The 22,373-nt window shown below is 67.0% G+C and carries 22 protein-coding genes and 1 riboswitch; of the genes, 9 read left to right on the plus strand and 13 right to left on the minus strand.

Annotation, left to right across the window (positions count from 1 at the left end; genetic code table 11):
* Positions 1-21 precede the first annotated feature (21 nt).
* Positions 22-1,248, plus strand: a complete 1,227-nt coding sequence (locus JOE31_RS02970; RefSeq protein ID WP_209742059.1) for a glutamate--cysteine ligase — start codon at positions 22-24, stop codon at positions 1,246-1,248.
* Between the two features lie 28 nt (positions 1,249-1,276).
* On the plus strand, positions 1,277-1,600 hold the full coding sequence (locus JOE31_RS02975) for a hypothetical protein (protein ID WP_209742060.1): 324 nt from the start codon (positions 1,277-1,279) through the stop codon (positions 1,598-1,600).
* A gap of 36 nt (positions 1,601-1,636) precedes the next feature.
* On the opposite strand, the gene JOE31_RS02980 is transcribed toward JOE31_RS02975, so the two are convergent.
* The 3 genes from JOE31_RS02980 to JOE31_RS02990 are packed head-to-tail and all read right to left on the minus strand — an operon-like array spanning position 1,637 to position 3,570.
* Positions 1,637-2,845, minus strand: a complete 1,209-nt coding sequence (locus JOE31_RS02980; protein ID WP_209742061.1) for an O-succinylhomoserine sulfhydrylase — start codon at positions 2,843-2,845, stop codon at positions 1,637-1,639.
* Positions 2,846-3,256: a rhodanese-like domain-containing protein gene (locus tag JOE31_RS02985; RefSeq protein ID WP_043485100.1), complete on the minus strand. Its 411-nt coding sequence runs from the start codon at positions 3,254-3,256 to the stop codon at positions 2,846-2,848.
* Positions 3,253-3,570 carry a DUF1737 domain-containing protein gene (locus JOE31_RS02990; protein WP_374100877.1) on the minus strand — a complete coding sequence of 106 codons (318 nt, stop codon included), beginning with the start codon at positions 3,568-3,570 and terminating at the stop codon, positions 3,253-3,255. The genes JOE31_RS02985 and JOE31_RS02990 overlap by 4 nt, the downstream gene beginning before the upstream one ends.
* A gap of 34 nt (positions 3,571-3,604) precedes the next feature.
* Positions 3,605-3,717: riboswitch (SAM riboswitch) on the minus strand.
* 231 nt (positions 3,718-3,948) lie between these two features.
* On the opposite strand from JOE31_RS02990, the gene JOE31_RS02995 reads away from it, so the two are divergent.
* The 5 genes from JOE31_RS02995 to JOE31_RS03015 all read left to right on the plus strand — a co-directional run bounded on the left by JOE31_RS02995 (position 3,949) and on the right by JOE31_RS03015 (position 9,929).
* Complete coding sequence (locus JOE31_RS02995) at positions 3,949-5,244, plus strand: NtaA/DmoA family FMN-dependent monooxygenase (protein WP_209742062.1); 1,296 nt, start codon at positions 3,949-3,951, stop codon at positions 5,242-5,244.
* 4 nt (positions 5,245-5,248) lie between these two features.
* A complete protein-coding gene (locus JOE31_RS03000) occupies positions 5,249-6,853 on the plus strand; it encodes an aromatic amino acid ammonia-lyase (RefSeq protein ID WP_209742063.1) in 1,605 nt (534 codons plus the stop codon).
* Positions 6,850-7,884, plus strand: a complete 1,035-nt coding sequence (locus JOE31_RS03005) for a PLP-dependent cysteine synthase family protein (RefSeq protein ID WP_209742064.1) — start codon at positions 6,850-6,852, stop codon at positions 7,882-7,884. Before JOE31_RS03000 ends, JOE31_RS03005 begins: the two co-directional genes overlap by 4 nt.
* A 253-nt stretch (positions 7,885-8,137) precedes the next feature.
* A complete protein-coding gene (locus JOE31_RS03010; RefSeq protein WP_307864359.1) occupies positions 8,138-9,178 on the plus strand; it encodes an EAL domain-containing protein in 1,041 nt (346 codons plus the stop codon).
* 136 nt (positions 9,179-9,314) lie between these two features.
* A complete protein-coding gene (locus JOE31_RS03015) occupies positions 9,315-9,929 on the plus strand; it encodes a DinB family protein (RefSeq protein WP_209742066.1) in 615 nt (204 codons plus the stop codon).
* Between the two features lie 59 nt (positions 9,930-9,988).
* On the opposite strand, the gene JOE31_RS03020 is transcribed toward JOE31_RS03015, so the two are convergent.
* Entirely contained in the window at positions 9,989-10,933 is a 945-nt protein-coding gene (locus tag JOE31_RS03020; RefSeq protein ID WP_209742067.1) for an aminodeoxychorismate lyase, read from the minus strand.
* Between the two features lie 103 nt (positions 10,934-11,036).
* Here JOE31_RS03020 and cls point away from each other — a divergent pair, with 103 nt between their 5' ends.
* On the plus strand, positions 11,037-12,512 hold the full coding sequence (gene cls, locus JOE31_RS03025) for a cardiolipin synthase (protein ID WP_209742068.1): 1,476 nt from the start codon (positions 11,037-11,039) through the stop codon (positions 12,510-12,512).
* A 56-nt stretch (positions 12,513-12,568) separates the two neighbouring features.
* Here the strand turns inward: cls and pabB are convergent, their stop codons facing one another.
* Both pabB and JOE31_RS03035 read right to left on the minus strand, forming a co-directional pair.
* A complete protein-coding gene (gene pabB / locus JOE31_RS03030) occupies positions 12,569-14,635 on the minus strand; it encodes an aminodeoxychorismate synthase component I (RefSeq protein ID WP_209742069.1) in 2,067 nt (688 codons plus the stop codon).
* Positions 14,632-15,180: a low molecular weight protein-tyrosine-phosphatase gene (locus JOE31_RS03035; RefSeq protein ID WP_209742070.1), complete on the minus strand. Its 549-nt coding sequence runs from the start codon at positions 15,178-15,180 to the stop codon at positions 14,632-14,634. Before JOE31_RS03035 ends, pabB begins: the two co-directional genes overlap by 4 nt.
* A 159-nt stretch (positions 15,181-15,339) precedes the next feature.
* Between JOE31_RS03035 and JOE31_RS03040 the strand changes: the two genes are divergently transcribed.
* Positions 15,340-15,690 carry a DUF3846 domain-containing protein gene (locus JOE31_RS03040; RefSeq protein WP_209742071.1) on the plus strand — a complete coding sequence of 117 codons (351 nt, stop codon included), beginning with the start codon at positions 15,340-15,342 and terminating at the stop codon, positions 15,688-15,690.
* Positions 15,691-15,703: 13 nt separating this feature from the next.
* Here JOE31_RS03040 and JOE31_RS03045 read toward each other — a convergent pair whose 3' ends face one another.
* From JOE31_RS03045 to JOE31_RS03075, 7 genes are all read right to left on the minus strand, one after another.
* A complete protein-coding gene (locus JOE31_RS03045; RefSeq protein WP_209742072.1) occupies positions 15,704-16,084 on the minus strand; it encodes a hypothetical protein in 381 nt (126 codons plus the stop codon).
* Between the two features lie 8 nt (positions 16,085-16,092).
* A complete protein-coding gene (locus JOE31_RS03050) occupies positions 16,093-17,697 on the minus strand; it encodes a radical SAM protein (RefSeq protein ID WP_209742073.1) in 1,605 nt (534 codons plus the stop codon).
* 1 nt (position 17,698) lies between these two features.
* Positions 17,699-17,992, minus strand: coding sequence for a hypothetical protein (locus tag JOE31_RS03055; protein ID WP_209742074.1), 294 nt, complete (start codon positions 17,990-17,992; stop codon positions 17,699-17,701).
* Positions 17,993-18,099: 107 nt separating this feature from the next.
* Positions 18,100-18,858, minus strand: a complete 759-nt coding sequence (locus JOE31_RS03060) for a prolipoprotein diacylglyceryl transferase (protein ID WP_209742075.1) — start codon at positions 18,856-18,858, stop codon at positions 18,100-18,102.
* A gap of 23 nt (positions 18,859-18,881) precedes the next feature.
* Positions 18,882-20,180 (minus strand): Y-family DNA polymerase, encoded by a 1,299-nt coding sequence (locus JOE31_RS03065; protein ID WP_209742076.1) that lies wholly within the window; start codon positions 20,178-20,180, stop codon positions 18,882-18,884.
* Positions 20,181-20,190: 10 nt separating this feature from the next.
* On the minus strand, positions 20,191-20,622 hold the full coding sequence (locus JOE31_RS03070) for a LexA family transcriptional regulator (protein WP_043485064.1): 432 nt from the start codon (positions 20,620-20,622) through the stop codon (positions 20,191-20,193).
* A gap of 271 nt (positions 20,623-20,893) precedes the next feature.
* Complete coding sequence (locus tag JOE31_RS03075; RefSeq protein WP_209742077.1) at positions 20,894-22,303, minus strand: rhodanese-like domain-containing protein; 1,410 nt, start codon at positions 22,301-22,303, stop codon at positions 20,894-20,896.
* Between the last annotated feature and the right edge of the window lie 70 nt (positions 22,304-22,373).

Genomic DNA, 22,373 nt, shown 5'->3' on the forward strand with positions numbered 1-22,373 from the left:
GCACAGGAGCACAATGTATGCATGCGAACTTTCGGGGTTGAGGAAGAGCTGCTGATTGTGGACCCCGTGACCGGGGAGCCGCTGGCGCTGGCGGACGCCCTGCTGGCAGGGCGGACGCTTGCTGCGGACGACGCTCCGGACAAACCCCGGATCCCTGACCCTCACGATCCAAACCGTCACGACGGCGACACCGGGCTCACTGCCGAACTGAAACTCGAGCAGATCGAGACGCAGACCCGTCCGTGCCTGAACTATGAGGAGCTGCTCCTCCAGATCCGCCAGGGCCGGGCCCTGGCCGACACCGCCGCGAAGAAACACAATGCGCGGGTGGCCGCGCTGGCGACTTCGCCGATTGCCTCCACGACGCACACCACACCGAACCCCCGCTATGCCACCATGCAGGAGCGATTTGGCCTCACCGTCCACGAGCAGCTGACTTGCGGGTTCCACGTCCACACTTTCGTCGAATCCCCGGAAGAAGGCGTGGCTGTCATCGACCGGATCAGGGACAAGCTGGCGGTGCTGACCGCGCTCAGCGCGAACTCGCCGTACTGGAAGGGCGTGGAGACCGGCTTCGAGAGTTACCGCACCCAGGCCTGGAACCGCTGGCCGACGTCGGGCCCGTCCCAGATCTTCGGGACGCACTCCATGTACCGCCGCGTGGTCACCCGGCTGCTGGACAGCGGCGTGCTGCTTGACGAAGGCATGATCTATTTTGACGCGCGGCTCTCCCGCAACCACCCCACCGTGGAGGTCCGGGTGGCGGACGTCTGCCTGCAGGCCGAGGACGCCGCCCTGATCGCCGTCCTGGTGCGGGGCCTGGTGGAATCGGCCAGCAGGGAATGGCGGGCCGGTGTGGACCCCGCGCCCGTACCGACGGTGCTCTTGCGGATGGCCGCGTGGCAGGCGAGCAATTGCGGACTGAGGGGAGACCTCCTGGATTTCGGCACATTCCGTCCCGCTCCCGCAGAGGAAGTGGTGGATGCGCTGGTGGACTACGTGGCGCCCGTCCTGGCGGAACAGGACGAGCTGGGACTGGCCCGGGAAGGCGTGCGGAGAATCCTGGACAGGGGGACCGGTTCGGAACAGCAGCGCCTTGCCATGCAGGAAGGCCTTGCCGGGACCTCGGACGCCGCTGCCGGGCTGGCCGCAGTGGTTGCCCACGCGGTGGACGTGAGCATGCGCCGGACCGAAGCCATCACCGCGCGCGAGAAAGCGCCCGTGCTGTTGCGCGTCCGCCAGTCCTGAACAGGTTCCTACTACCCCGGAGCGCGCCATGGAAACCGAATACGCAACAGTCACGGGACATGATGTCACCACCATCACCTGTGTCTGCGGTAACACCGTCAGCGACGAGGGGCTGATCCAGGCCAACTCCGAAGGCATGCCCGTGCACCTTGGCGAGGGAACTCCCGTGCCTGCCGGACTGGCCGAGTGGCCCGGGGACGAGGACCTCTACACGCTGTGCCCGGCATGCGGGCGGGTCTACCATGACACCGTCATCGAAGAGACCGGAACCGCGCCCGTGGCTTTCACCGTGGACGTTGCGGCCGCCCCGATAGCCGAAGCGATCCGCTTGCACTGGGAACTGGACACCTGACGTTCGGCGCGGCAGGCCGTCGTAGCTTCGCGCTGGTCAGATCTGCTTAAGCGCCTGCTCCAGGTCACGGATGAGGTCGTCAACATCCTCGAGTCCTACCGACAGGCGGACCACGCCGTCGCTCAGCCCGATGGCGGCCCGGCCTTCCGGCCCCATGGCGCGGTGCGTCGTGGTGGCCGGGTGGGTGATGAGCGTCTTGGCATCGCCGAGGTTGTTGGAAATGTCGATGATCCGCAGCGCGTCCAGCAGCGCAAAGGCTGCTTCCTTCGCCGTGCGGCCCGCCGACGGCAAGAGCTCCAGCGTGAGTACGGTACCGCCGGCCTTCATCTGCTTGGCCGCCAGCTCATACTGCGGGTGGGACTTCAGCAGCGGGTACTTGACCCAGCTGACCGCCGGCTGGTCTTCCAGCCATTCGGCCAGGCGAAGCGCGGAGGCCGAGGAATGGTTGACGCGCAGCGCCATGGTTTCCAGGCCCTTCGTCAGCACCCAGGCGTTGAAGGCGGACAGCGCGGGCCCCGTGTGGCGCATCAGCTGCTTGACCGGGCCTTCGATGAACTCCTTGGTGCCCAGGATGGCACCGCCGAGAACCCGCCCCTGGCCGTCGATGTGCTTGGTGCCGGAGTAGACCACCACATCCGCGCCGAGCTCCCCGCAGCGCTGCAGCAGGGGAGTGGCAAAGACATTGTCGACGACGACGGTCGCCCCTGCCGCGTGTGCCAGTTCGCTGACCGCGGCGATGTCCACGATTTCCTGCATGGGGTTCGACGGCGACTCAAAGAAGACCGCCGTCGTGGGCTCCGAAAGGGCGGCGCGCCACTGCTCCAGGTCCGGGCCGTCCACGAACACCGTTTCCACGCCCCACCGAGGCAGGATCTCGTTCAAAATCACAAAGCAGGAGCCGAACAGCGAGCGGGCGGCAACCACCCGGTCACCGGCAGCCAGCAGGGCGCCCAGTGCCGTGAAGACGGCGGACATGCCGGACGCCGTCGCAAAGCACGCCTCGGTGCCCTCGAGCAGCCGGAGCCGTTCCTGGAAGGTGGCCACGGAGGGGTTGCCGTACCGGGAGTACACAAACCGTTCGTCCTCGCCGGTGAATGCGCGCTCGGCGGCTGCCGCGGATTCGTAGACGAACCCTGAGTTGAGGAAGATCGGCTCGGCGGTCTCCTGGAAATTGGTGCGGTCAAGACCGCCGCGGACAGCCTGGGTGTCGGGGCTCCAGCCGGCGGCGTCGGGATTGAAGGTCACTTAGTTCTTTCCGAGGTTGGTGGGCAGGCCGCGGTTCTTCCAGCCGTTGACGGTGCGTTCGCCGAAACGGTCCGGTTCGCCTTCAAAGCCTTCGAGGACGTTGTAGGCGGTGAACCCGGCCCGCGTGGCGGCTATGGCGGCGGCGACGGACCGTACGCCGGAACGGCAGAGGAACACCAGTTCGACGCCGGAATCCTCTGGGGCCTGCTGCTTCAGCTGGTCGACAAAGTCCGGGTTGGGGATGCCGCCGGGGAAGGTCCACTGGATGAAGAGGGGATCGTTGTCCGTGGCTTTGGTGTCCGGGATGCCGATGTGCGCCCACTCGCCCTCGGTCCGGACATCCACCAGGACGGCGCCCTGTTCCAGTTTGGCCCAGGCGTCCTGCGGGCTCAGGTCTCCGGCGTAGCTCATGCGTGGCCCTCGAAGCCTTCGCCCGGGAAGTCGGCGTCGAACTCAAGTTCGTCCACTGCGGTTGCCACTGCAGCGTCGGAGCTGGCGACGGCCTCGGGCAGGATCACGGCCTGGGCCACGATCACGGTGGTGCCGTTGAAGGTTGCCGCCGGGCTCCCGTGCAGGACATAGCCGTCGGCCAGCGCCGCGGAGATGCGCTCGCAGAACGAGCGGTCGTCGGGGCCGGTGATTAGCCGGTAGGCCAGCCGTTCCTGCGGCAGTGCCCGGGCCGGTTGTTCCTGGCCGGCGGCAGCCGGTTCGGCTGCCGGGGCCAGCGGTGCGGGTGCGTCGGACACGACGGATCTCCTTCTCTCACGCTTGCAACTCGAATATCGATATGCCGAGTATTCACCTGAGGCACCCCGCCGTGGAAGGAGGGTTGCCGACCGGCCAGTCAGGGCTTGGCACCGGTTCTCATTACTCCCCAAAAACGTAACACTTACGACGGCGGCCCGCACCGCCGTCGTCGTCATCTTCCGTAACGGGAGCGCCCGCACCGCGGCCGCGCACCGGCGCCGCATCCGCCCCTGCGCGACCCCCGACTGCAGTTACAAAAGACCCCGCCGGGAGGATAATGACGGGAGATGAACCGCTGTAACGCCGGATGAAATCAGGCAGCCGTGAATGAATCGAATCGGAATACAGTCAGTCCCATGCTGCACTTCGGTTGGTTTGTGGGTCACGGTTTCGGTGTCCAGGGCTGGGGCACGCCCGGCTACGGCATCGGGTACGACTGGAAAAAACCCGCCCTGTACCAGCACGCCGTGCGGGAATTCGAGCGGGCCGGGCTGGACCTTTTCATCATCGAGGACTCCCTCACGGTGCCGGACACCTACGGCGGGAGCGCCGAGGTGTCGCTGGCGCAGGCATCCTTCGCACCCAAGCACGATCCGCTGGCCCTGGTGCCCTACCTGCTCTCCGTCACGGAACACCTGGGCATTGTTCCCACGGTGAGTGCGTCGTTCTATCCGCCGTTCACGGCGGCACGGCTGCTGGCCACCCTGCAGCATTTCTCCAACGGCCAGGTGGGCTGGAACGTGGTGACCTCCGGCAGCGACCTTGCCGCGCAGAACTACGGCCTGGACCAGCAGATCGAGCACGACCTCCGCTACGAGAAAGCGGAGGAATTCGTGGACGTGGTGCGCAAGCTCTGGCGCAGCTGGGAGCCGGACGCCATTGTGGAGGACGCGGACGCAGGCATCTTCGCGGACCACACGAAGGTCCACCCGATCAACCACGACGGCGAGTTCTTCAAGGTCCGTGGACCGCTGAACACCGCACCGATGCCCGAGGAACCGGTGCTGGTGCAGGCCGGGGCGTCACCGCGGGGCAAGGCCTTCGCGGGCGCCAACACGGATGTCGCGATTGCCCTGGCCAGGGGTGCGGACGGCATGAAGGCCTACCGTGATTCGATCCGGGCCGAGGCAGCCGCGGCAGGGCGGAACCCCGACGACGTCAAGGTGCTGTATGTCCTCAAGCCCGCCGTGGTGGGCTCCCGCGCCGAAGCGGACGAGCTCCGGGAGCAGCGCCGCCAGCTGAAGCGGCGCGACATCGACAGCCAGCTGAACTCCATCTCCTACCTCTCCGTGATCGACTTCAAACAGTTCGACCTTGACGCCCCGCTCCCCGAGCTCACCACGAACAGCAACCAGGGCACCCTGGACCATTTCGCCAAGGCGGGTCCTCCCGGGTCCACTCTGCGCCAGCTCCTGCAGGCCCGCAGCGGCGGCGCAGGGGACAGCATCATCGGCACGGCCGAGGAGATTGCCGACTACCTCGAAGAAACCGGTGTCCAGGTGGGCGGGGACGGCTTCCTGTTCTCAGGTTTCGTTGACCCGGCCACCGTTCACGGCGTGCTGGACCGGCTGGCCCCGGTGCTGCGGCGCCGCGGGCTGCTCCGGACAAGCTATGGCGACGGCGGCTTCCGCCGGAACCTGCTGGACTTCTAGTGCCATGGGCGGCGGCAGCGGAAACTTCCTGATCGGCACGGCCCACCTGCGCGCCCGGGATATCGCCGAGGCCGCGGCTGATCCGGCCGTCAAGTTCGTCCTGAGCGTGGACGCCCTGGAGCTGATCGGGCTTTCGCGCGAGGTGGTGCAGCGGGCCATCGACTCCGGCCACCGCGTCTACGGCCTCAATACCTTGCTGGGGTCCGGGCGTGACACCGCCGTGGATGAACAGGCGGTCCTCGCGTACCAGGTGCAGGTTGTGCGGTACCACAACAGCGGGGTGGGCGGGTTTCTCGGCGCCGACGAGGTCCGGGCCGTGATCCTGGCGCGGCTGGCGGGCTTCAGCCGCGGCGGCTCCGGCGTCCGGCCGGAAACAGCACGCTTCTACGCTGAGATGCTCAACCGCGGGGTGGTCCCGGCGATCCCGCGTGAAGGGTCCGTCGGTTCCGCCGACCTGACCCACCTCGCCGCTGTGGCCGCCGTCGCCATCGGGGAAGGCCAGGCGGTGGCAACGGACGGTCAGCTGCTGCCCGGCGGGCAGGCCCTGGCGGACGCCGGGCTGGCCCCGCTGGAACTCGCGCCCGGCGAAGCCCTGGCTCTGGTCAGCTCCAACTCCTATTCCATCGGCGTCGGGGCGCTGGTGCTGCGCCGCCTCCTCCGCCTCGCCGATCTCGCGGACACCGCGCTCGCGCTGTCGCTCGAGGCGACGGCAAGGCACGACGGCGGCGGCAACCTTAGCCCGTTTTCGCCGGCTGTGCAGGCGGCCAAGGCAGTTCACGGGCAGTCGGTCACGGCGGCCCATGTGCTGCGGCTCCTCGAGGGCGGGTGGCTGGAGGACCCGGAGCGGGAGGTATCCGTGCAGGACGCGTTGTCCTTCCGCGCGGCACCCCAGACCCACGGCGCCATCCGATGGCAGGTCACGGCCCTGGAAGACGCCCTGGAGGTGGAGCTGAACGGCCGGGGCGACAACCCGCTGACCGACATCGGCTCCGGGCGGATGGTATCCGGCGGCAACTTCCAGCCCATGCAGCTGGCCCTGGCATTCGAGGCGCTGCGCCTGGGGCTTGCCCACCTCGGGATCAGCAGCGAACGCCGGATCGCCAAGCTCTACCCGCCGCAGCGTCGGATCCGCCAGCGGCATCTCGAGGCTGCCACGAACGGGTCACCGCTGGAGCCGGAAGAGCTGCCCGGACTGCTCTGGTATTCGGCCGCCGGCCTGCTGTCCGAGCTCAAATTCCTCGCGGCGCCGGCAACACTTGGTGCGCCCACGCTGTCTGCCGATGTCGAGGACCACTCCACACTGGCGCCGCTGGCACTCCAGCAGCTGGAGCGTTCCGTCGATGCTGCCGGGAAGCTGCTCGCCATCGAAGCGCTGACGGCGGCGTACCTGCTGGCCGGGGCGGAGGCGCGCGCGGTGCGGCCGCTGGGAAACGGGACGGCCGCCGTCGTCGACCGTCTTTCCGGCCTGCTGGCCCGGCACCTGCCGGCCGCGGCGCTCGTGGAGGAGGCGCGCGTTGAACTGGACGCCTTCCTCGGGAACGGCTTCAACAGTGCCCTGAACGGCGGCCCGGAATCCCGTGCCGCCGGCGGCACGGAAAGGCAGCGATGAGCACCATGACAGGCAGGCACGCGGTCCGGGAGGCTGATGTTGCGGCGGACGCCGCAGCTGTCCTGGCGCAGGTGGGACACACGCCGCTGGTGCCTCTGGATCTCCTTTCCAAGGGCCTCGGCAGCACGGTGTACGTCAAGCTCGAATCGGATAATCCGGGCGGCTCCATCAAGGACCGGACAGCATTGAGCATGGTCCGCGCGGCTGAGCGCAGCGGTGAGCTCCGGCCGGGCGCAACCATCGTGGAGAGCACCTCGGGGAACACCGGGATCGGGCTGGCGCTGATCGGTGCCCTCACCGGACACCCCGTGGTGGTGGTCACCGGGGACACCATCTCATCCGAGAAGCTCGCCGCGCTGCACCGTTACGGCGCCAGGGTGGTGGTGACGGACTGGACCGCGCCGTCGGAGTCGCCGGAGAACGCACGGGCGGTCGCGGCCCGGATCACGGCAGAAAACCCGGGCGCCTGGCGGCCCCAGCAGTTCGACAATCCGGCCAACCCGCTGGCCCATTACGAAGGGACAGCGCCGGAGATCTGGCAGCAGACGTCCGGGAAAGTGACACATTTCGTGGCGGGGATCGGGACCGGCGGCACCATCAGCGGCAACGGCCGGTACCTGAAGGAAAAGACCGGCGGCCATGTTGAGGTAATCGCCGCGGATCCTGTTGGGTCCGTGTACAGCGGTGGCCACCCCGGCGAGATCCTGGTGGACGGCGTGGGCAACTCCTGGCCGGAAGCCGAGTGGCCCAAGATCTTCGACCGCGGCATTGTGGACCGCTTCCTGCGCGTCCCCAACAACGAGGTGTACACCACGGAGCACCGGCTGCTGAATGAAGAAGGTCTGTCCGTGGGGCCCTCTTCCGGTCTTGCGGTGGCTGCAGCGCTCAGGGTCGCGCGTGCCGCGCCGCACGGGTCCGTGGTGGTGGCGATAGCTCCCGACGTCGGCAGCAACTACCTGAGCAAGGCCTTTAATCCGGTATGGCTGGCCGACAACCACATCCATCTGGCCGCGGAATTCGTGGAGGAGTAGCTCGCGTACTTAGCATTACGACTCGGATACAGCTAGAGACAGGCAGACCGGTCTCGTTGTACGCTTTTGAAACGTTCGTGGTTCCCGCATCCTCGAATCAGTATGCGGTGCAGTCACGGACGGGTCCCGGGCTCAGCCGGGACCAGCACTTATAAAGGAATAACCAATGTCAATGGATGAGACTTCTTTTCCAGCATTGACCGATGGAGAATCGACTGCTTTCCGGGGACCGCAGTCGATACCGCCTTCGGACGTGAGTGATCCGACGATCCGCGGACAGGCACGGGACATCATCGAGTCTGTACTGGGTGACGCCACTCCGCAGAGCGAGTGGGCACGTCAGCAGTTGCGGGACCGGATGGAATCGTACCCGGGTAATCCCGAACGCGCCCTCCTGGAGCACCTCATGGCTACACGGAGCATCACGGACGAGCAGTCGGATGACTCCGAGGATGCCCTTCCCAGCCCGGACTTGCCGACTCCCGATGAGGACTACGGCAATACGGTGCTCTTCACCCGCCGGAGCAGGCGCCGCATCGAGGCGATCCTTGGCGACAGGATGCTCCTCACCGCGTTCCAGCCCATCCACGAACTTCCCAGCCGGAACGTCGTGGGTGTTGAGGCGCTGACGCGTTTCGTCAGTGACGACGGCGCGAGTGCAGACCACTGGTTCAATGAGGCCGCTGCCGTAGGCCTGGGACCGGATCTTGAGTTCGCCGCCCTGCAGGCCGCCCTCGTTGCCGCGGAACAGCTGCCGGCCCACGTCTACGTGGCTCTGAACCTGTCACCGGTCACCTGCCTGGACCCCCGGCTCCGTGCGTTCGTGGAGCAATCCCAACTGGCCGTGGACCGGATCGTCATTGAATTGACGGAACGGCTCGCCGAGCATGAATACGATCCCGTCGTGGCAGCGTTGGCGCCCCTTCGTTTGCGCGGACTTCGGGTGGCTGTCGACGGCGCCGGGGCGGGTTTCGGTTCGATGAGCCAGGTCACGCACCTCAGCCCGGACATCATCAAGCTCGACCGCAGCCTCATCGCGGGAATCGACCATGCCGCGGGCCAGAAGACCCTGGGCGCGGCCATGGTGGAGTTTGCCCGGCAAATAGGCGCGGACCTGGTTGCCGAAGGAATTGAAACCCAGGCCGAGCTCACGGCGGTCATGGACCTGGGAATGGCCTACGGGCAGGGATACCTCCTTGGCCGCCCCTCGGTCCAGCCGCTCGACTGGGCCGCCTGGCGAACCTCCTCCGATCACGAGGCCTCCATTTCAGGGTCCGCCGGCCCGGCCACTTAGACGCTCTCTCAGTTCCTGCCGGTTTTTCCGGGACGCTCTCTCAGTTGTGGCTTCCTGAGCCGGGACGCTCTCTCAGTTGTGGCTGCCTGCAATCCTGCGCAGCACCGTTGGGCGAGGGGTGGGTATAGTGCCCGCTATGGATGACAAGGCAACTCTGCACCGCTACCTGCGCACGCGGCGCGCGGACCTCCTGGCCAAACTCGACGGGCTGGATGAGTACGACGCCCGGAGACCCCTGACGCCGACCGGCACCAACCTGCTGGGCCTGGTGAAGCATGTGGCCAGCGTGGAGCTCGGATACTTCGGCGAGGTCTTCGCGCGCCCGAGTCAGCGGAACTTGCCCTGGGACGCTGAGGACGCGGAACCCGACGCCGACATGTGGGCTGGTCCGGAGGAAACCCGGGAGCAGATCATTGAACTCCATCGGTTCTCCGCCGAGCACAGTGACGCCACAATTGACGCACTGCCGCTGGACGCGCCCGGCGAGGTGCCCTGGTGGCCGGAAGAACGCAGGCACGTGACCCTCCACCAGATCCTCGTACACATGTGTGTGGAAACCGCCCAGCACGTGGGCCACGCGGACATCCTCCGCGAGCTCATCGACGGTTCAGCCGGCCAGCGGCCGGGCGACCCGAACCTGACGACGCGCACCCCCGCTGAGTGGGCTGCGCACCGCTCGCGGATCGACGCGGCTGCCCGCACGGCAGCGGATCATGTGAGAGAGCGTTTGGGTAAAACCGGCAGGATGTGAGAGAGCGTTCGGGTAAAACCGGCAGGATGTGAGAGAGCGTTCCGTGGGGGCGGCGGCAGCTATTCGATGGTGGCGAACAGCTCGTTGAGCTCGTCGGTCAGCTGTTTCCGGAGCGCGGGCGTGCCGATTTCCTTGCCGTCGATGTGGTTCACGGGTGCCAGCAGCCGGATGCTGGAAATCAGCCACACGGCGTCGGCGTCGAAGAGGTCCCTCGGCTCCAGCGGGCCGTAGCCGAGTTCCCAGCCTGCAGCCTTGGCGGCAGCAAAGAGCGCGCCCTGGGACGTTCCCGGGAGGATGCCGCTGTCCAGCTGCGGGGTGATGAGGCGGCGCACCGTGCGGGTGCCGCCGTCGCCGTCGTCGACTGTGTCAAGGTGCGCCAGCAGGACGGTGGACGTGGGGCCTTCGAGGACGCGGCCGTCGGACGAGGTGAAGATGACATCGTCCGCCCCCTGGTTGTGGGCGTACCGCAGTGCCGCCATGTTCACCGCGTAGGAGAGCGTCTTGGCGCCCAGCAGCAGCCACGGCGCCCGTTCACCCACTTCACTGTCGTAGCCGCGGTCCAGGAGGATGACGTCGATCCCGGTCTCGCGCTGGCGCCGGCCGGCGGCGGGGACCGGCGAAGCCTGGACCCAGCAGGTGGGGCGTGCTCCGCCCTCGGCGCCGCGGGTGCAGATCAGCTTCACCACCGTCTCGTCTTCCTCCGGTGTGCCGGCGGGATGCTGGGACCGGTATTCGGCCACCGCCGTCGCGATGGCCCGGCGCCAGGTGTCCTCGCCCGGGATGTCCAGTTCCAGCGCGCGGGCCGAACCCTGCAGCCGCCGCAGATGGGCGTCCAGCTTCCGCGGGTTTCCCCCCACGGCCAGCATGGACTCAAAAACACCGTCGCCGCGGGTGGCACCCTGGTCCGTGGCCATCAGCTGGGGCTGCGACGCATCGGCGATCCGGCCCTCGTCGAACCGGGGGTCAAGGAATACGAGCACGGTGGCCGGGGCAGCAGCAGTCATGCCTCAAGCTTAGCCGCGGCCCCGGAGTCCGGACGCGGGATAGGCTGTGCTGGATGCCTCTCCGGAACCGGTCCGGCGGGCGAGTAACCGTGGGAGTCTGTCTGTGTTGTGGCCGTTTCCGCTGGTGGGCACCGCGCCTTACTGGCTCGTGCTGGCGCTGAGCATTGTTGACCTGGTCATCCGGGTCCTGGCGTTGGGAATCATTCCGGGGAACCGCCGTCCCACCACGGCCATGGCCTGGCTGCTGGGAATCTTCTTTGTGCCCGCCCTCGGCCTGATCCTGTTCCTGCTCTTTGGAAACTTCAAACTCTCCCGGAAGCGCCGGGCACAGCAGGATGCCGTGAACAAGCGGGTCCGCGCCGGCACCTCCCAGCTGGCCGCCGTCGAAAGCGAATACGACGGCCCGGAATGGGTGGCGTCGGCGGCGGAACTGAACAAGACCCTTGGTTCGCTGCCCATGGTGGACGGCAACAGCGTGGAGCTGCTGCCCGGTTACCCCGACTCGATCAAAGCCATGGCCGCCGCCGTGCGCGGGGCAAAGAACTTCGTCAACGCCGAGTTCTACATCATGAGCACGGACCACATCACCGACGATCTGTTCGCTGCCTTGGAAGAGGCCGCGGAACGCGGCGTCCAGGTCCGGGTGCTGTTCGACCACCTCGGCACCCTGCGGATCAAGGGCTACCGGAAGCTGATCAAGCGCCTGAAAGCGAGCAAGATCCAGTGGCGGCCCATGCTGCCGCTGCGTCCGGTACACGGCCAGTGGCGCCGGCCCGACCTGCGCAACCACCGCAAGATCATGGTGATCGACGGCGAAATCGCCTTCACGGGTTCGCAGAACCTGATCGAGCCCTCCTACAACAATCCCCGGCACCGCAAGGTGGGGCGCGAGTGGGTGGAGCTGATGGCCTGCCTGCGCGGGCCGATCGTCACCACGCTCAACGTGGTCTTCGCCACCGACTGGCTCAGTGAGACGGACGAGTCCCTGGAGGACCAGCTGGCCCACCAGCCCGAGACAGCAGCGGGCGCCGTGACCGCCCAGGCCGTGCCCAGCGGTCCCGGCTTCATCACCGAGAACAACCTGCGCCTCTTCAACACCCTCATCTACTCCGCGCAGCACAAAATCTCCATCTGCAGCCCGTACTTCGTCCCCGATGATTCGCTGCTCTACGCGGTGACGACGGCGGCGCAGCGCGGGGTCGACGTCGAACTTTTCGTCTCGGAAAAGGGAGACCAGTTCCTGGTCCACCACGCGCAGCAGTCCTACTACGAGGCGCTGCTGGAAGCGGGCGTGCGGATCTACCTCTACAAGGCGCCGTTCGTGCTGCATGCGAAGCATTTCACCATCGACAACGAAGTGGCCGTTCTGGGGTCCAGCAACATGGACATGAGGTCCTTCTCGCTCAACCTGGAGGTTTCGGTGATGCTCCTTGGCGCCGACATCGTAGCCAAGATGCGCGCCGTGGAGGACACCTACCGGGACATTTCCCGCGAACTGACGCTTGAGGACTGGATGGAGCGGCCCATGGCGGTCAAGTACGTGGACAACGTCGCACGGCTCACGGCCACGCTGCAGTAGCGCCGCCCCTCGGCAGGGGCCACCCCCGCAGCAGGCGGTGCCTGCAGCACCCGGAGTCAGCTTTCCGGGAAGTCCGCGCCGAGCGCGGAGAGGACTCCGTACGCCTTGGTCCGGATTTCGTCGTACTCCTCCTGCGGCGAGGAATCCGCGGTGATGGCACCGCCGACGCCGAGGCTCAGGTCAGAGCCGCCGGCACCGTTTGCGCGGATCACCAGCGTCCGGATGGCCACCGCGGTGTCCATCGCCCCGCTCAGGGAGAAATAGCCGATGGCGCCCGAATAGACCCCGCGCGGCGCCCCTTCCAGCCGGTCCAGGATGGCCATGGTGCTGATCTTCGGCGCCCCCGTCATGGAGCCCGCGGGAAAGCACGCGGCGACGGCCTCGGCGCGCGGCAGCCCCGGCTTCAGCCTCGCATCGATGGTGCTGACCATCTGGTGGACCGTGGCATAGCTTTCGATCGCGCAGAGCCTGCTGACGGTGACAGACCCTGCCACGGCGAAGTGGCTGAGGTCGTTGCGGAGCAGGTCCACAATCATGATGTTCTCGGCCCGGTCTTTGGGGGAGGACTCCAGGTCCTCGCGCAGCTCCCGGTCCCGGACCGGTTCCGCGGCCCGCGGGCGGGTGCCCTTGATCGGCTCGGCGCGCATGCCGCCGTCGGCCGCTATCCGCAGGAAACGCTCCGGCGACGTGCTGGCCACGGTGAGACCGCCGAACCGCAGGTAGCTGGCGAACGGCGCAGGGTTTCTCCGGCGCAGCGCCAGGTAGGTGCGCCAGGGGTCCAGCCCGTCCGGGCCGGCCGGCACCGCCGCACTGACGGCCGTGGTGAGGCACACCTCGTAGGTGTTCCCCTCGGAGATTTCACGCTGGGCTTCAGCGATCTTCAGCTTGTAGGCCTGCTCGGTATCGCGGCCTGTGAACGCGGGGGCGGGCTTTGTTCCGGGCACGACGGCGGCACTGGCGCCCGGTTCCGAGGGGGCGCCAGCCGTCGCGCCCGCGGCAGCTGCCGCGACGGCCGAGCGGGCCAGGTCCATCCACTGCGAGGCATCGGGCGTCTCCAGGGCCAGGAGCCACACGCTGCCCTCTTGATGGTCCAGGACCACGGCCCGGCCGGCGAAGATCATGGCGGCATCGGGGATGTCCGACGGAACGTCGCTGCCGCCGGTTTCACGCTTGAGTTCGTAGCCCAGGTAGCCCAGCCAGCCGAGGGTGAATTCGCAGGGGTAGCCTTCCGGCGCCCGGAGCGCCCGGCGCCCCCAGACGGCGTCGAGCCAGCGGAAGAACGGTCCGGCGGTGGAAACAGTGGCGGTGCCGGTGGTCAGCCGGGTCACGCCGGAACGGTGCCGGACGTCCTGGCCGAAGCTGCCGCCGTCGTCCGCCATGATGCTGAAGCGGCTGCGCTCGGCGGGCGGTCCGTCCGTCCTGAGCGAGGAATCCAGCCACACGGCATTCGGCGAGCGGCCGTAGAGGGCGTCGAAGAGCCGGGCGGCGTCGGGAACGTAGTCAAGCCGCTCGGCATGGAGCTGAAGGCCGCGGCGGGCCGAGAGCTCTGGCAGCAGCACGGCCGCAAGGGCCGGAAGGTACTGGAGCGCCCGGAGGACATCATCCGGGGCGGTGCCGTCAGCCAGGTTGAGCACCCGGATGTCGGCATGGTCCTGCACCGGGTCCGTTGCCAGCCACTCATCCTCCTGCGCTGCCCACTGGTCCCAAAACGGTTCGTAGGTGCTGCCGTCACGTGCCAGGGCGCGGCTGCGGCGGTCGATGTCGGAGGACTCTGCCCAGACGACGGCGTCCAGCAGCGGGCGGGCGGATGCCGCCGCGGCGCCCACACCTTCCACGATGACGATCTCTGCCGGGAGTGTTGTGTGCGAGTTGCCGTCGTAGTGGTTCTCCCAGTCCCAGCTGACCCATTCGGCAGCTTCGCCGCGGCTGAGCGGGGCCAGCACGGTAGTGACATAACGTTCGATGCCAGCCGCCAGGCCGTTCCAGCCGGGATAGACGTCCTCGAGGTGGAACAGCGACACCTTGTGATGCTCCCGCAGCCGCGCGGCAAGCTCGATTGCGAGGGTGGTTTTTCCTGCGCCGGACCGGCCGTCGACGGCAATGATCACGGGTGCTGGGGTCATGAAATAGAGCGTACCTGCTGCCCGGGCTGCTTCTGTTGCTGCACTTCCCGCCGGACGTGGTCAACGATTCCGGGAACAGCCGCCTTGATGAGGTCCCAGGTGATGTCGAAGTCGGCATGCCCGCCGTACCAGGGATCTTCGATGCCCTGGTCCAGGAGGTCCCTGCCGGAGACGGCCGGGTCGAAGCTGCGCAGCATCCGGATCCGGGCCAGCGCCTCGCCGTCGGGGGCCGTCGCCCGGAGCCAGCCGTAATGGTCCACGTCGAGGGCGAGGATCAGGTGGCGGTCACGGAACCATTCGGGACGCCACTCCCGCGCCACGTGCGTGTTGGAGGCGAGTTGGTGGGCGGCCAGCTTGCGGGCGGCCCGGGGATCGATGGGGCGGCCAGCCTCATAGGCAGTGGTTCCGGCGGAATCCACCACGACGTCGCCGGCGAGCCCCGCTGCTGCGAAGGCCTTGGCCAGCATCAGCTCGGCCATCGGGGACCGGCAGATATTTCCGGTACACACCGCGATGATCCGGTATGGGCTCGACGTTGAGGACATGGAGCAAGCATGGGGGATGGTGCCCCCTCTTGGCTAGTCACAGGCCGCGCGTATTACGCTTCAGTCAATTCTGTTTCGGATTCCGTCATATTTCCGTAGGCACTGCAGATGCGGGAACAGATTGAGTGGCATCCCAGTTATCAGTACTGAGGAAGAAAAGTGAGCACTACATGCACTGCACTGGTCATTCCGGCCCGGTTGGGCGATGCCCTGAGGACCGTCGCGCTGGAGGCGACTACCGACGCTCTTCAGCAGCTGGTGGGGGGACACCTGGAGTCCGTCAGCCGCGGTGACTGGCACGTTTACCTGAACGCCGAAGGCCACCTCATGAACCTGCCGCCGAACATCCGCGCAGCCCAACTTATCCGAGAGGCGGGCCTGGACCTGTCCGATGCTGCCAGGGGTACGGCTGTGTTCCTTGGCAGGACTGAGCGCGGCGGCGAAGCGGACGTCCCGGAGCACCTGCTGCGGCGGGCCGCGGAAATGTTCGGTTCCCCGCTGGCCGCCTAGGCCGGCCGCCTGCTCAGAGGCCGGCCAGTCGCACCACCAGGGCGTACATTCCCCAGAGGCCGGCGCCCAGGAGGAGGCCCAGATAGGCCAGTACAAGCCTGGTGTCGCGCAGGTAGCAGTTCGACTTTGTCAGCCCCTTCCGGCGGGCTTTCCAGTATCCGACGAATCCGATGGCCGCGAACACCGCCAAGGCGGCCGGGCCGGCCAGCCAGCCCAGGAGGGCGATTGTGGCGAAGATGCACAGCCGCAGCGGATCGAATGGAGCGGCGGCCTGCGGATCCGGGCTGGCGTCCGGCTGGACACCGTGGGCGCCGTGCCGGGTGACGTGGGCGCGCACCAGTTGCGACGGCAAAGGGCCGGAGGCGATGCGCTTCGCGTCGGAATCGGAACTCATCATCATCCTTAGAGCTGGCGCACCGGTAGCAGCTGCTGGCCCGTGGCAGTGCTCATCCGTTGCTTGGACAGGGACGGCCAGGCCTGGACGGCGCAGAACGGAGCGCACTGGTGATCGCCGGCGTCGCTCTTGGTTCCAACGTGCACGCAGCATTGGGTGAGCCGCTCCTCGATCATGGTCGAAATGTCCATAAAGGGCTTGACCATGATCCGCGTGATGCGTTCGCCGAGAAGCCGGCGCAACCGTTGCTGCTGGCCCGGGAGCTTTCCGGCCGCCAGGGTAGTCAGTGTGCCGATGCCGAGGTCGCACTGGGTGCAGATGTTCTTCCAGAGATCCACTGTTTTCGGGTGGGACAACGATGACTGTTCGCTCAGCAGGTCGAGCAGCGAGGACTTCATGAGGGTGCGCAGCTCGAGCGGGATGGTGCTGTCGGCGATGCGGTTGGCGATGCTCTCCGGATTGAGCTCCAGCCAGGCGAGCAGCTGATCGTGCCCGATGAGGGCCGTCAGCGACCGCCACACCCCGGAGTCGTCCTTGAGCATGTAGCCGACGGAAGCGCAGTGCGGATGCGAGCACGGCAGGGCTGTCAGGTCATGCCAGGAGACCACCCCGTTGGTTTGCTCCGCCAGCCTTTCGAGCACGCCCGTGTGGGTGAGCCGGTCCAGGGGATCGATGCCGTGTCCGCGGCCGGAGCCGAACACCGGCTGCAGCGCGACTCCGCCCACGAACGGGGTTTCCAGCGCCCGCATGACGACTGCGCCCACCTCGCCGTCGTTGACGCCGAGCGTCGCCGTCATGGTCAGGGTGGTGAAGACGCCCGCCTCGGACAGACGCGAGATCGCCGCGTCCTTGAAGCGGGTCAGATCGCCACCGCGGTGATGGATCGATGCCTCTTTGGAGGGCCCGTCGTACTGGAGGTAGACCTCCACCCGGTCGCGGTGCCTGGCCAGCAGCGCCAGCAGTTCGTCGTCGGTCGCGATCAGCATGCCGTTGCTGTTCACCATGATCCGGACGATCGGACGCGCAACCAGCTCCTCCAGAAGCTCGGCGAGATGGGGGTAGAGCGTGGGCTCGCCGCCGGAGAGCATCAACACGTCAAGGCGCCCGTTCTCCCGGGCAAGCCGTGCATCGATATTCGCGAGCACCTCGGTGAGCGGCGCCACCCCCTGTAATTGAGGGCCGGACGAGGTGAAGCAAGTGGGGCAGCGCAGATTGCAGTGCTCGATTATGTCTTGCAGGAGGATGCACGTGTGCTGTGTCTGCATGGCGGGAAGCCCGTAGGCGTAGGCCTCGGGTATCGGGCGGAAGTTGTCCGCCTGGTCGGGGACGTGCTGTTTGGTGGGCGCCTGCCATTTCTCCAGGTAGCGCAGGATTTCCGGCGATTCGTCGTACAGCGTGCGCACCAGGCCGTGGTCGGGGCAGCCGCGTTCGAGCCAGACGCGGTCGTCACGGATCAGCAGCACCCCGGACAGGCGCCGCACCTGGGCAAGCGGCGGGTTCGTCTCGTGGCAGCGGGGGCAGAACGCCGTAACATAACGGTGGATCCGGTCGCCGCGCAACGGCTGGCCGGGGCCGGGAAGCGTCCGTCCTGCGGCCAAGGGTGAAGGGCTCATGTCAGGCTCCCATCTGAGCGAGGGATCCGACGCAGAGTCCGCCGCCAAGCAACGTGAACATTCCGAGGCCAATCAGAAGCCCGGCGCCGAAACGCGATGTCCGCCGCCTGAGCGCAAGCAGGACGGATACCAGCAAGTACAGGATGATCGGTATGAACGCGGCTAGCCCGCCGAGGCCGAAGGAGCCCCATGCGTAGGGACCGACGGCCATAAGGGACCCGACATAGACCACATAGAGCGCCACGGCGCCAAGCACGATGCCGAGGGCCATGGAGCCGCCGGCCGGTTGTTGCACCGGGCCATGGCCGCCGGGTAAGTCTTGACCATCCGCGGGCGGGTTCTGAGGCGGGGGTGGGGGAGGTGTCCGGGGAGGTGTCCGGGGAATGTCAGGGGTGTCCTCGCTCATGCCACTCTTCCATTCAGCTCCGGGCGGAGCGGTTTCCCGAACACCCGCCGGATCCGCCAGCCCAGCAGGGGGAGAATCGCCAGCAGGAACCACTGGGGGCGGCTCATTCCCAACCAGATCACCTCATTGCCACGAACAAACTCCACCCCGAACCTGAACAACGCGTAGGCGGTCACATAACAGATGAAAAGGTCTCCGGGATGCGGGAGCCGGTCGCGAAAACGCCACATGACGGCGAGCGCGGCGGCGTGGAACACAATCTCGTAGGCAAAGGACGGATGGAGTCCGGCCCCGGCGGGCCCGCCGATCAGCGCAGCCTGCGCGGGGGTGAGCACGATTCCCCAACCGCCGCCGGTCGGAGTGCCCGGCAGTTCGGTGAGGAGGCAGCCGACCCGCCCGAGAACCATCGCCAGCGCGACAGCGGGTGCGAGCAGGTCGCCGGTGGACTCTTTGTAGCCCGTCAGCCGTTTGCCCAGATGGACCCCGAACCATGCGCCGACCAGGCCGGCGAGGATGCTGCGGTCGCCGTTGCCCCACCAGTCCGCCAGGGAGACCTGCCGGGAGATATCCCAGGTCAGCACGCGTGATCCGATGGCCCCGAAGGCGACGGCGAAGCCTGCGATGGGCCACAACCGGGGATCAGTCAGGCCGCGACGGCGCTTTTCATAGGCGTAAAACAGCAGGGCTGCGACGATTCCGAGCCCTGTCAAAACGCCGTGCACAAGCCCATCTCCCGCGAAGGGAAGCCCGATCATGTGCAGAGTGTAACAGCGGGTGCTCAGGCTGCTTTGACCACGGGGAGCTCGTCCCAGTGCGTGGTGTACCGGGGCGAGAGCATGGTGCGCTGCATGGACCAGTCCGGCCCGCCCCGGATTCCGGCATGGCCCAGACCCACGGATCCGCGTCCGTAGCGGCGGGTGATGTCCTCCAGCAGGGGGCCGATGCCGCGTTCTTCGTGCGGGTTGGCAAACGCCGGCAGGGGTGACTGCTGGCCCGAGGGGCGCAGGTCGGTGACCATGATGCCCGCGCGGACGTATTTGGTCCCTTCCTGGATCCGGGGGAGCAGGGCATGCGCGGCCCTGGTCAACAGCACCGGATCCGCGGTGGGCATGGGCAGGGTGACGCAGACCGACGGGTAGGACGTGTCCAGCGGGTTGTAGTGCGAGGTGCCGGCGAAGGCTGTGAGGATCTTGGCCTGCAGGCTGTGCTTGGCCAGGCGGGCGCTGGCTTGCTGGCCGTAGACGCTCATGACCTGTCGCAGGTCCGCGGCGGTGGTGATGGGCGTGGAAAACGATCGGCTGAAGATGAGCTGGTCACGTCCAATGCGCTCTGCTTCCATGGGGATGCACGCGGTGCCCTGCAGTTCCAGGACCGTGCGCATCAGCACCACCGAGAAGCGGTCGCGGATCCGGACGGGATCGGCGCGGGCAAGGTCCAGGATGGAATGGATGCCCAGGCTGTTCAGGCGTCTGGTGAGCCGGGCGGCCACGCCCCAGAGTTCGATGACGGATACCCGGCCCATCAGCGCTTCGCGGGCCGGGGCCGGCATGGAGTCCCAGTGGCACACGCCGTTGAGGTCGGGGTTGTTCTTCGCCCATTTGTTGGCCAGCTTCGCGAGAGTCTTGGTATTGGCAATTCCCACGCAGACCGGCACCCCGACGTTGCGGCGGACAGCCGTCTTGATGGTTTGTCCGAGACGCAGGAGTTCGTCCGGGCTGCCTTTTACTCCCAGGAAGGCTTCATCGATGCTGTAGACCTCCAGCCAGGCAGAGTAGCGGCCCAGAAGCTCCATCACGCGGGCGCTGATGTCCCCGTACAGCTCGTAGTTGCTGGACTTGGCCACCAGACCCCACTCCGCGGCCCGGGGTGCGATCTTGAACCAGGGTTCGCCCACCGGGATGCCCAGAGCCTTGGCTTCGGGGGACCGGGTGACCGCGCAGCCGTCGTTATTGGAGAGGACCACCAGGGGGCGGCCTTCCAGTGAGGGATCGAAGGCCCGCTCCGCCGAGGCGTAGAAGCAGTTGACGTCCACCAGGGCAATCTGCCGGGCCGTGTCCTGCGCTCGCGTCTCAGGCATGGCCCGCGACTCAGACATGGTGCAGACACCGCGTGGCCACGCCCCAGATCACCAGGTCCGACAACGCCGGGACCCTGATATCCGGATACCGGGGGTTGTCCGCCTGCAGCACCACCCCTGATGCCGTGACCCTGAGCCGCTTGATGGTCAGTTCACCGTCCAGGACCGCTATGACCACTGATCCGTCCTTGGGGTCCAGGGCACGGTTGACGATCAGCTCATCGCCGTCGCTGATCCCGGCCCCCTCCATCGAGTCCCCGGACACCCGCACGATGTAGGTGCTGGTGATGTCCTTGATCAGGTGTTCATTGAGGTCGATCCGGCCGTCAAAGTAGTCCTGCGCTGGCGAAGGGTACCCCGCTGCGACGGGTACAGGAGAGATCAAAACCGACAGCAGGGATGTGCCCGCGTCTATCACGCGGGGACCGATAACTATGCCCACAACACACCTTTATTCGAATATATGTTCGATAAGTTCAGTGTAGACCCTGGCCCCGACATTGGATATTCTCTGCGAAATTATCTGGCACCGACCACTTCACGCGATTATCAGCGCCTTCGCGTCGGCGGGTTACCGCGTAGCCACCGTGAGCGCATCTCCCATCCCCGGTGAAGGAGTTCTCCGTCGCACCCGAGGAAAGACCCCCGCCCGGAAATGCCGGGCGGGGGTCTTGTACGGTTGGTTCCGCCGCCAGCGTCAGCCGGCCGCGGGATTAGCGGGCCGAAGCCGTCTGTGCCGACTGTTCCATAGCGGCCCAGGCGGCGTAGCTGCCGTCGAGTTCGACGACGTCGTACCCGGCCCGGCGCAGCGCGCTGGCGGCTACGGAGTTCCGCACACCAGACTGGCAGTAGGACACTATGGTGCCGGCGGTGGGCAGTTCATCCAGGTGCCACATGACGCGTCCGCCGCTGAGCTGGTACGAGCCCGGAACGTGCCCGGCCTTGTGCTCGGTCTTGTTGCGGACATCCAGGACCATGGCGGCGTCGAAGCCCTCGAGTTCCTCGGGCTGGATCAGCTTCGGCGTGAAGGTGGGCAGCCCGTCGATGCCGGTCAGGTAGCCCGCCACGTTGTCGATGCCCACGCGGACCAGGTGGTCCCACATGTCCTGGGCCTGTTCCTGGTCCTTGGCCAGGAGCACCAGCGGGTTCTTATCCGTCTCGGGGTTGACCACCCAGGCGCCGTAGCTGGCAACGGACTTGCCGGCCGGAACGTTCAGGGACCGGACCACGGTGCCCTGGTGGACCTCGCCGTTGGAGCGGGTGTCGATGAAGGTCAGGGTGTCTTCTGCCAGGCTCCTTGCGACGTCGGTCGCGTCCAGTTCCTGCAGCGGCGCACGTTCGCCCATGACGGCGGGGCCTTCGCGGTTTTCGCGCTTCATGCGGCCGAAGTAGGCGTGTGCGTCCGGCTGGCCGTCGAGCAGTTCGTCGATGAATCCCTGCTCGTCGTTGGCGGCCAGGTACGGGCCCCACCAGGCGTAGAGCCGCTCGTAGCCCACCGTGGATGACGGGATGGCGCCCAGGGCCTTGCCGCAGGCGCTGCCGGCGCCGTGTCCCGGATAGACCTGGACGAAGTCGGGCAGGGTCAGGAACTTGTCACGCAGGCTGGCGAACAGCTGCTTGGCACCCAGGAAACGGGTGTCCACGCCGCCGGCGGCTTCGTCCAGGAGGTCGGGGCGGCCGAGGTCGCCGGAGAAGACAAAGTCGCCCGAGAGCAGGTACCCGGCCTCGCTGCTGAATGCGCCGTCCGTGATCAGGAAGGACAGGTGTTCCGGGGTGTGCCCCGGGGTGTGGACGGCCTGGACGGTGATGTTACCGATGGTGATCTTGCTGTCGTCGAAGAGGCGCTCGCCGTCGAACCCGTACTGCCAGTCGGGGCCGCCCTCGCCGGAGACGTAGATCTTTGCCCCGGTGGCGGCCGCGAGTTCACGGGTGCCTGAGAGGTAGTCGGCGTGGATGTGGGTCTCGGTAACGGCCACAATTTTCATGCCGTTGGCTGCGGCGAGGGAGCGGTAGGTGTCGATGTCACGGCGGGCGTCGACAACAACTGCCTCACCCTTCCGCTGGCAGCCAATGAAGTAGCTGGCCTGGGCGAGGTCTTCATCGTAGATGCGCTCGAGAAGCATGGGTTCTCCTTCGTAAAAGTTGGGGGGTGGGGAGGGGAATTCTTGTTGATCTACTCAAAATCATAATACC

The sequence above is a fragment of the Arthrobacter sp. PvP023 genome, from assembly GCF_017832975.1.
In the GTDB taxonomy this organism is placed as follows: Bacteria; Actinomycetota; Actinomycetes; order Actinomycetales; family Micrococcaceae; genus Arthrobacter.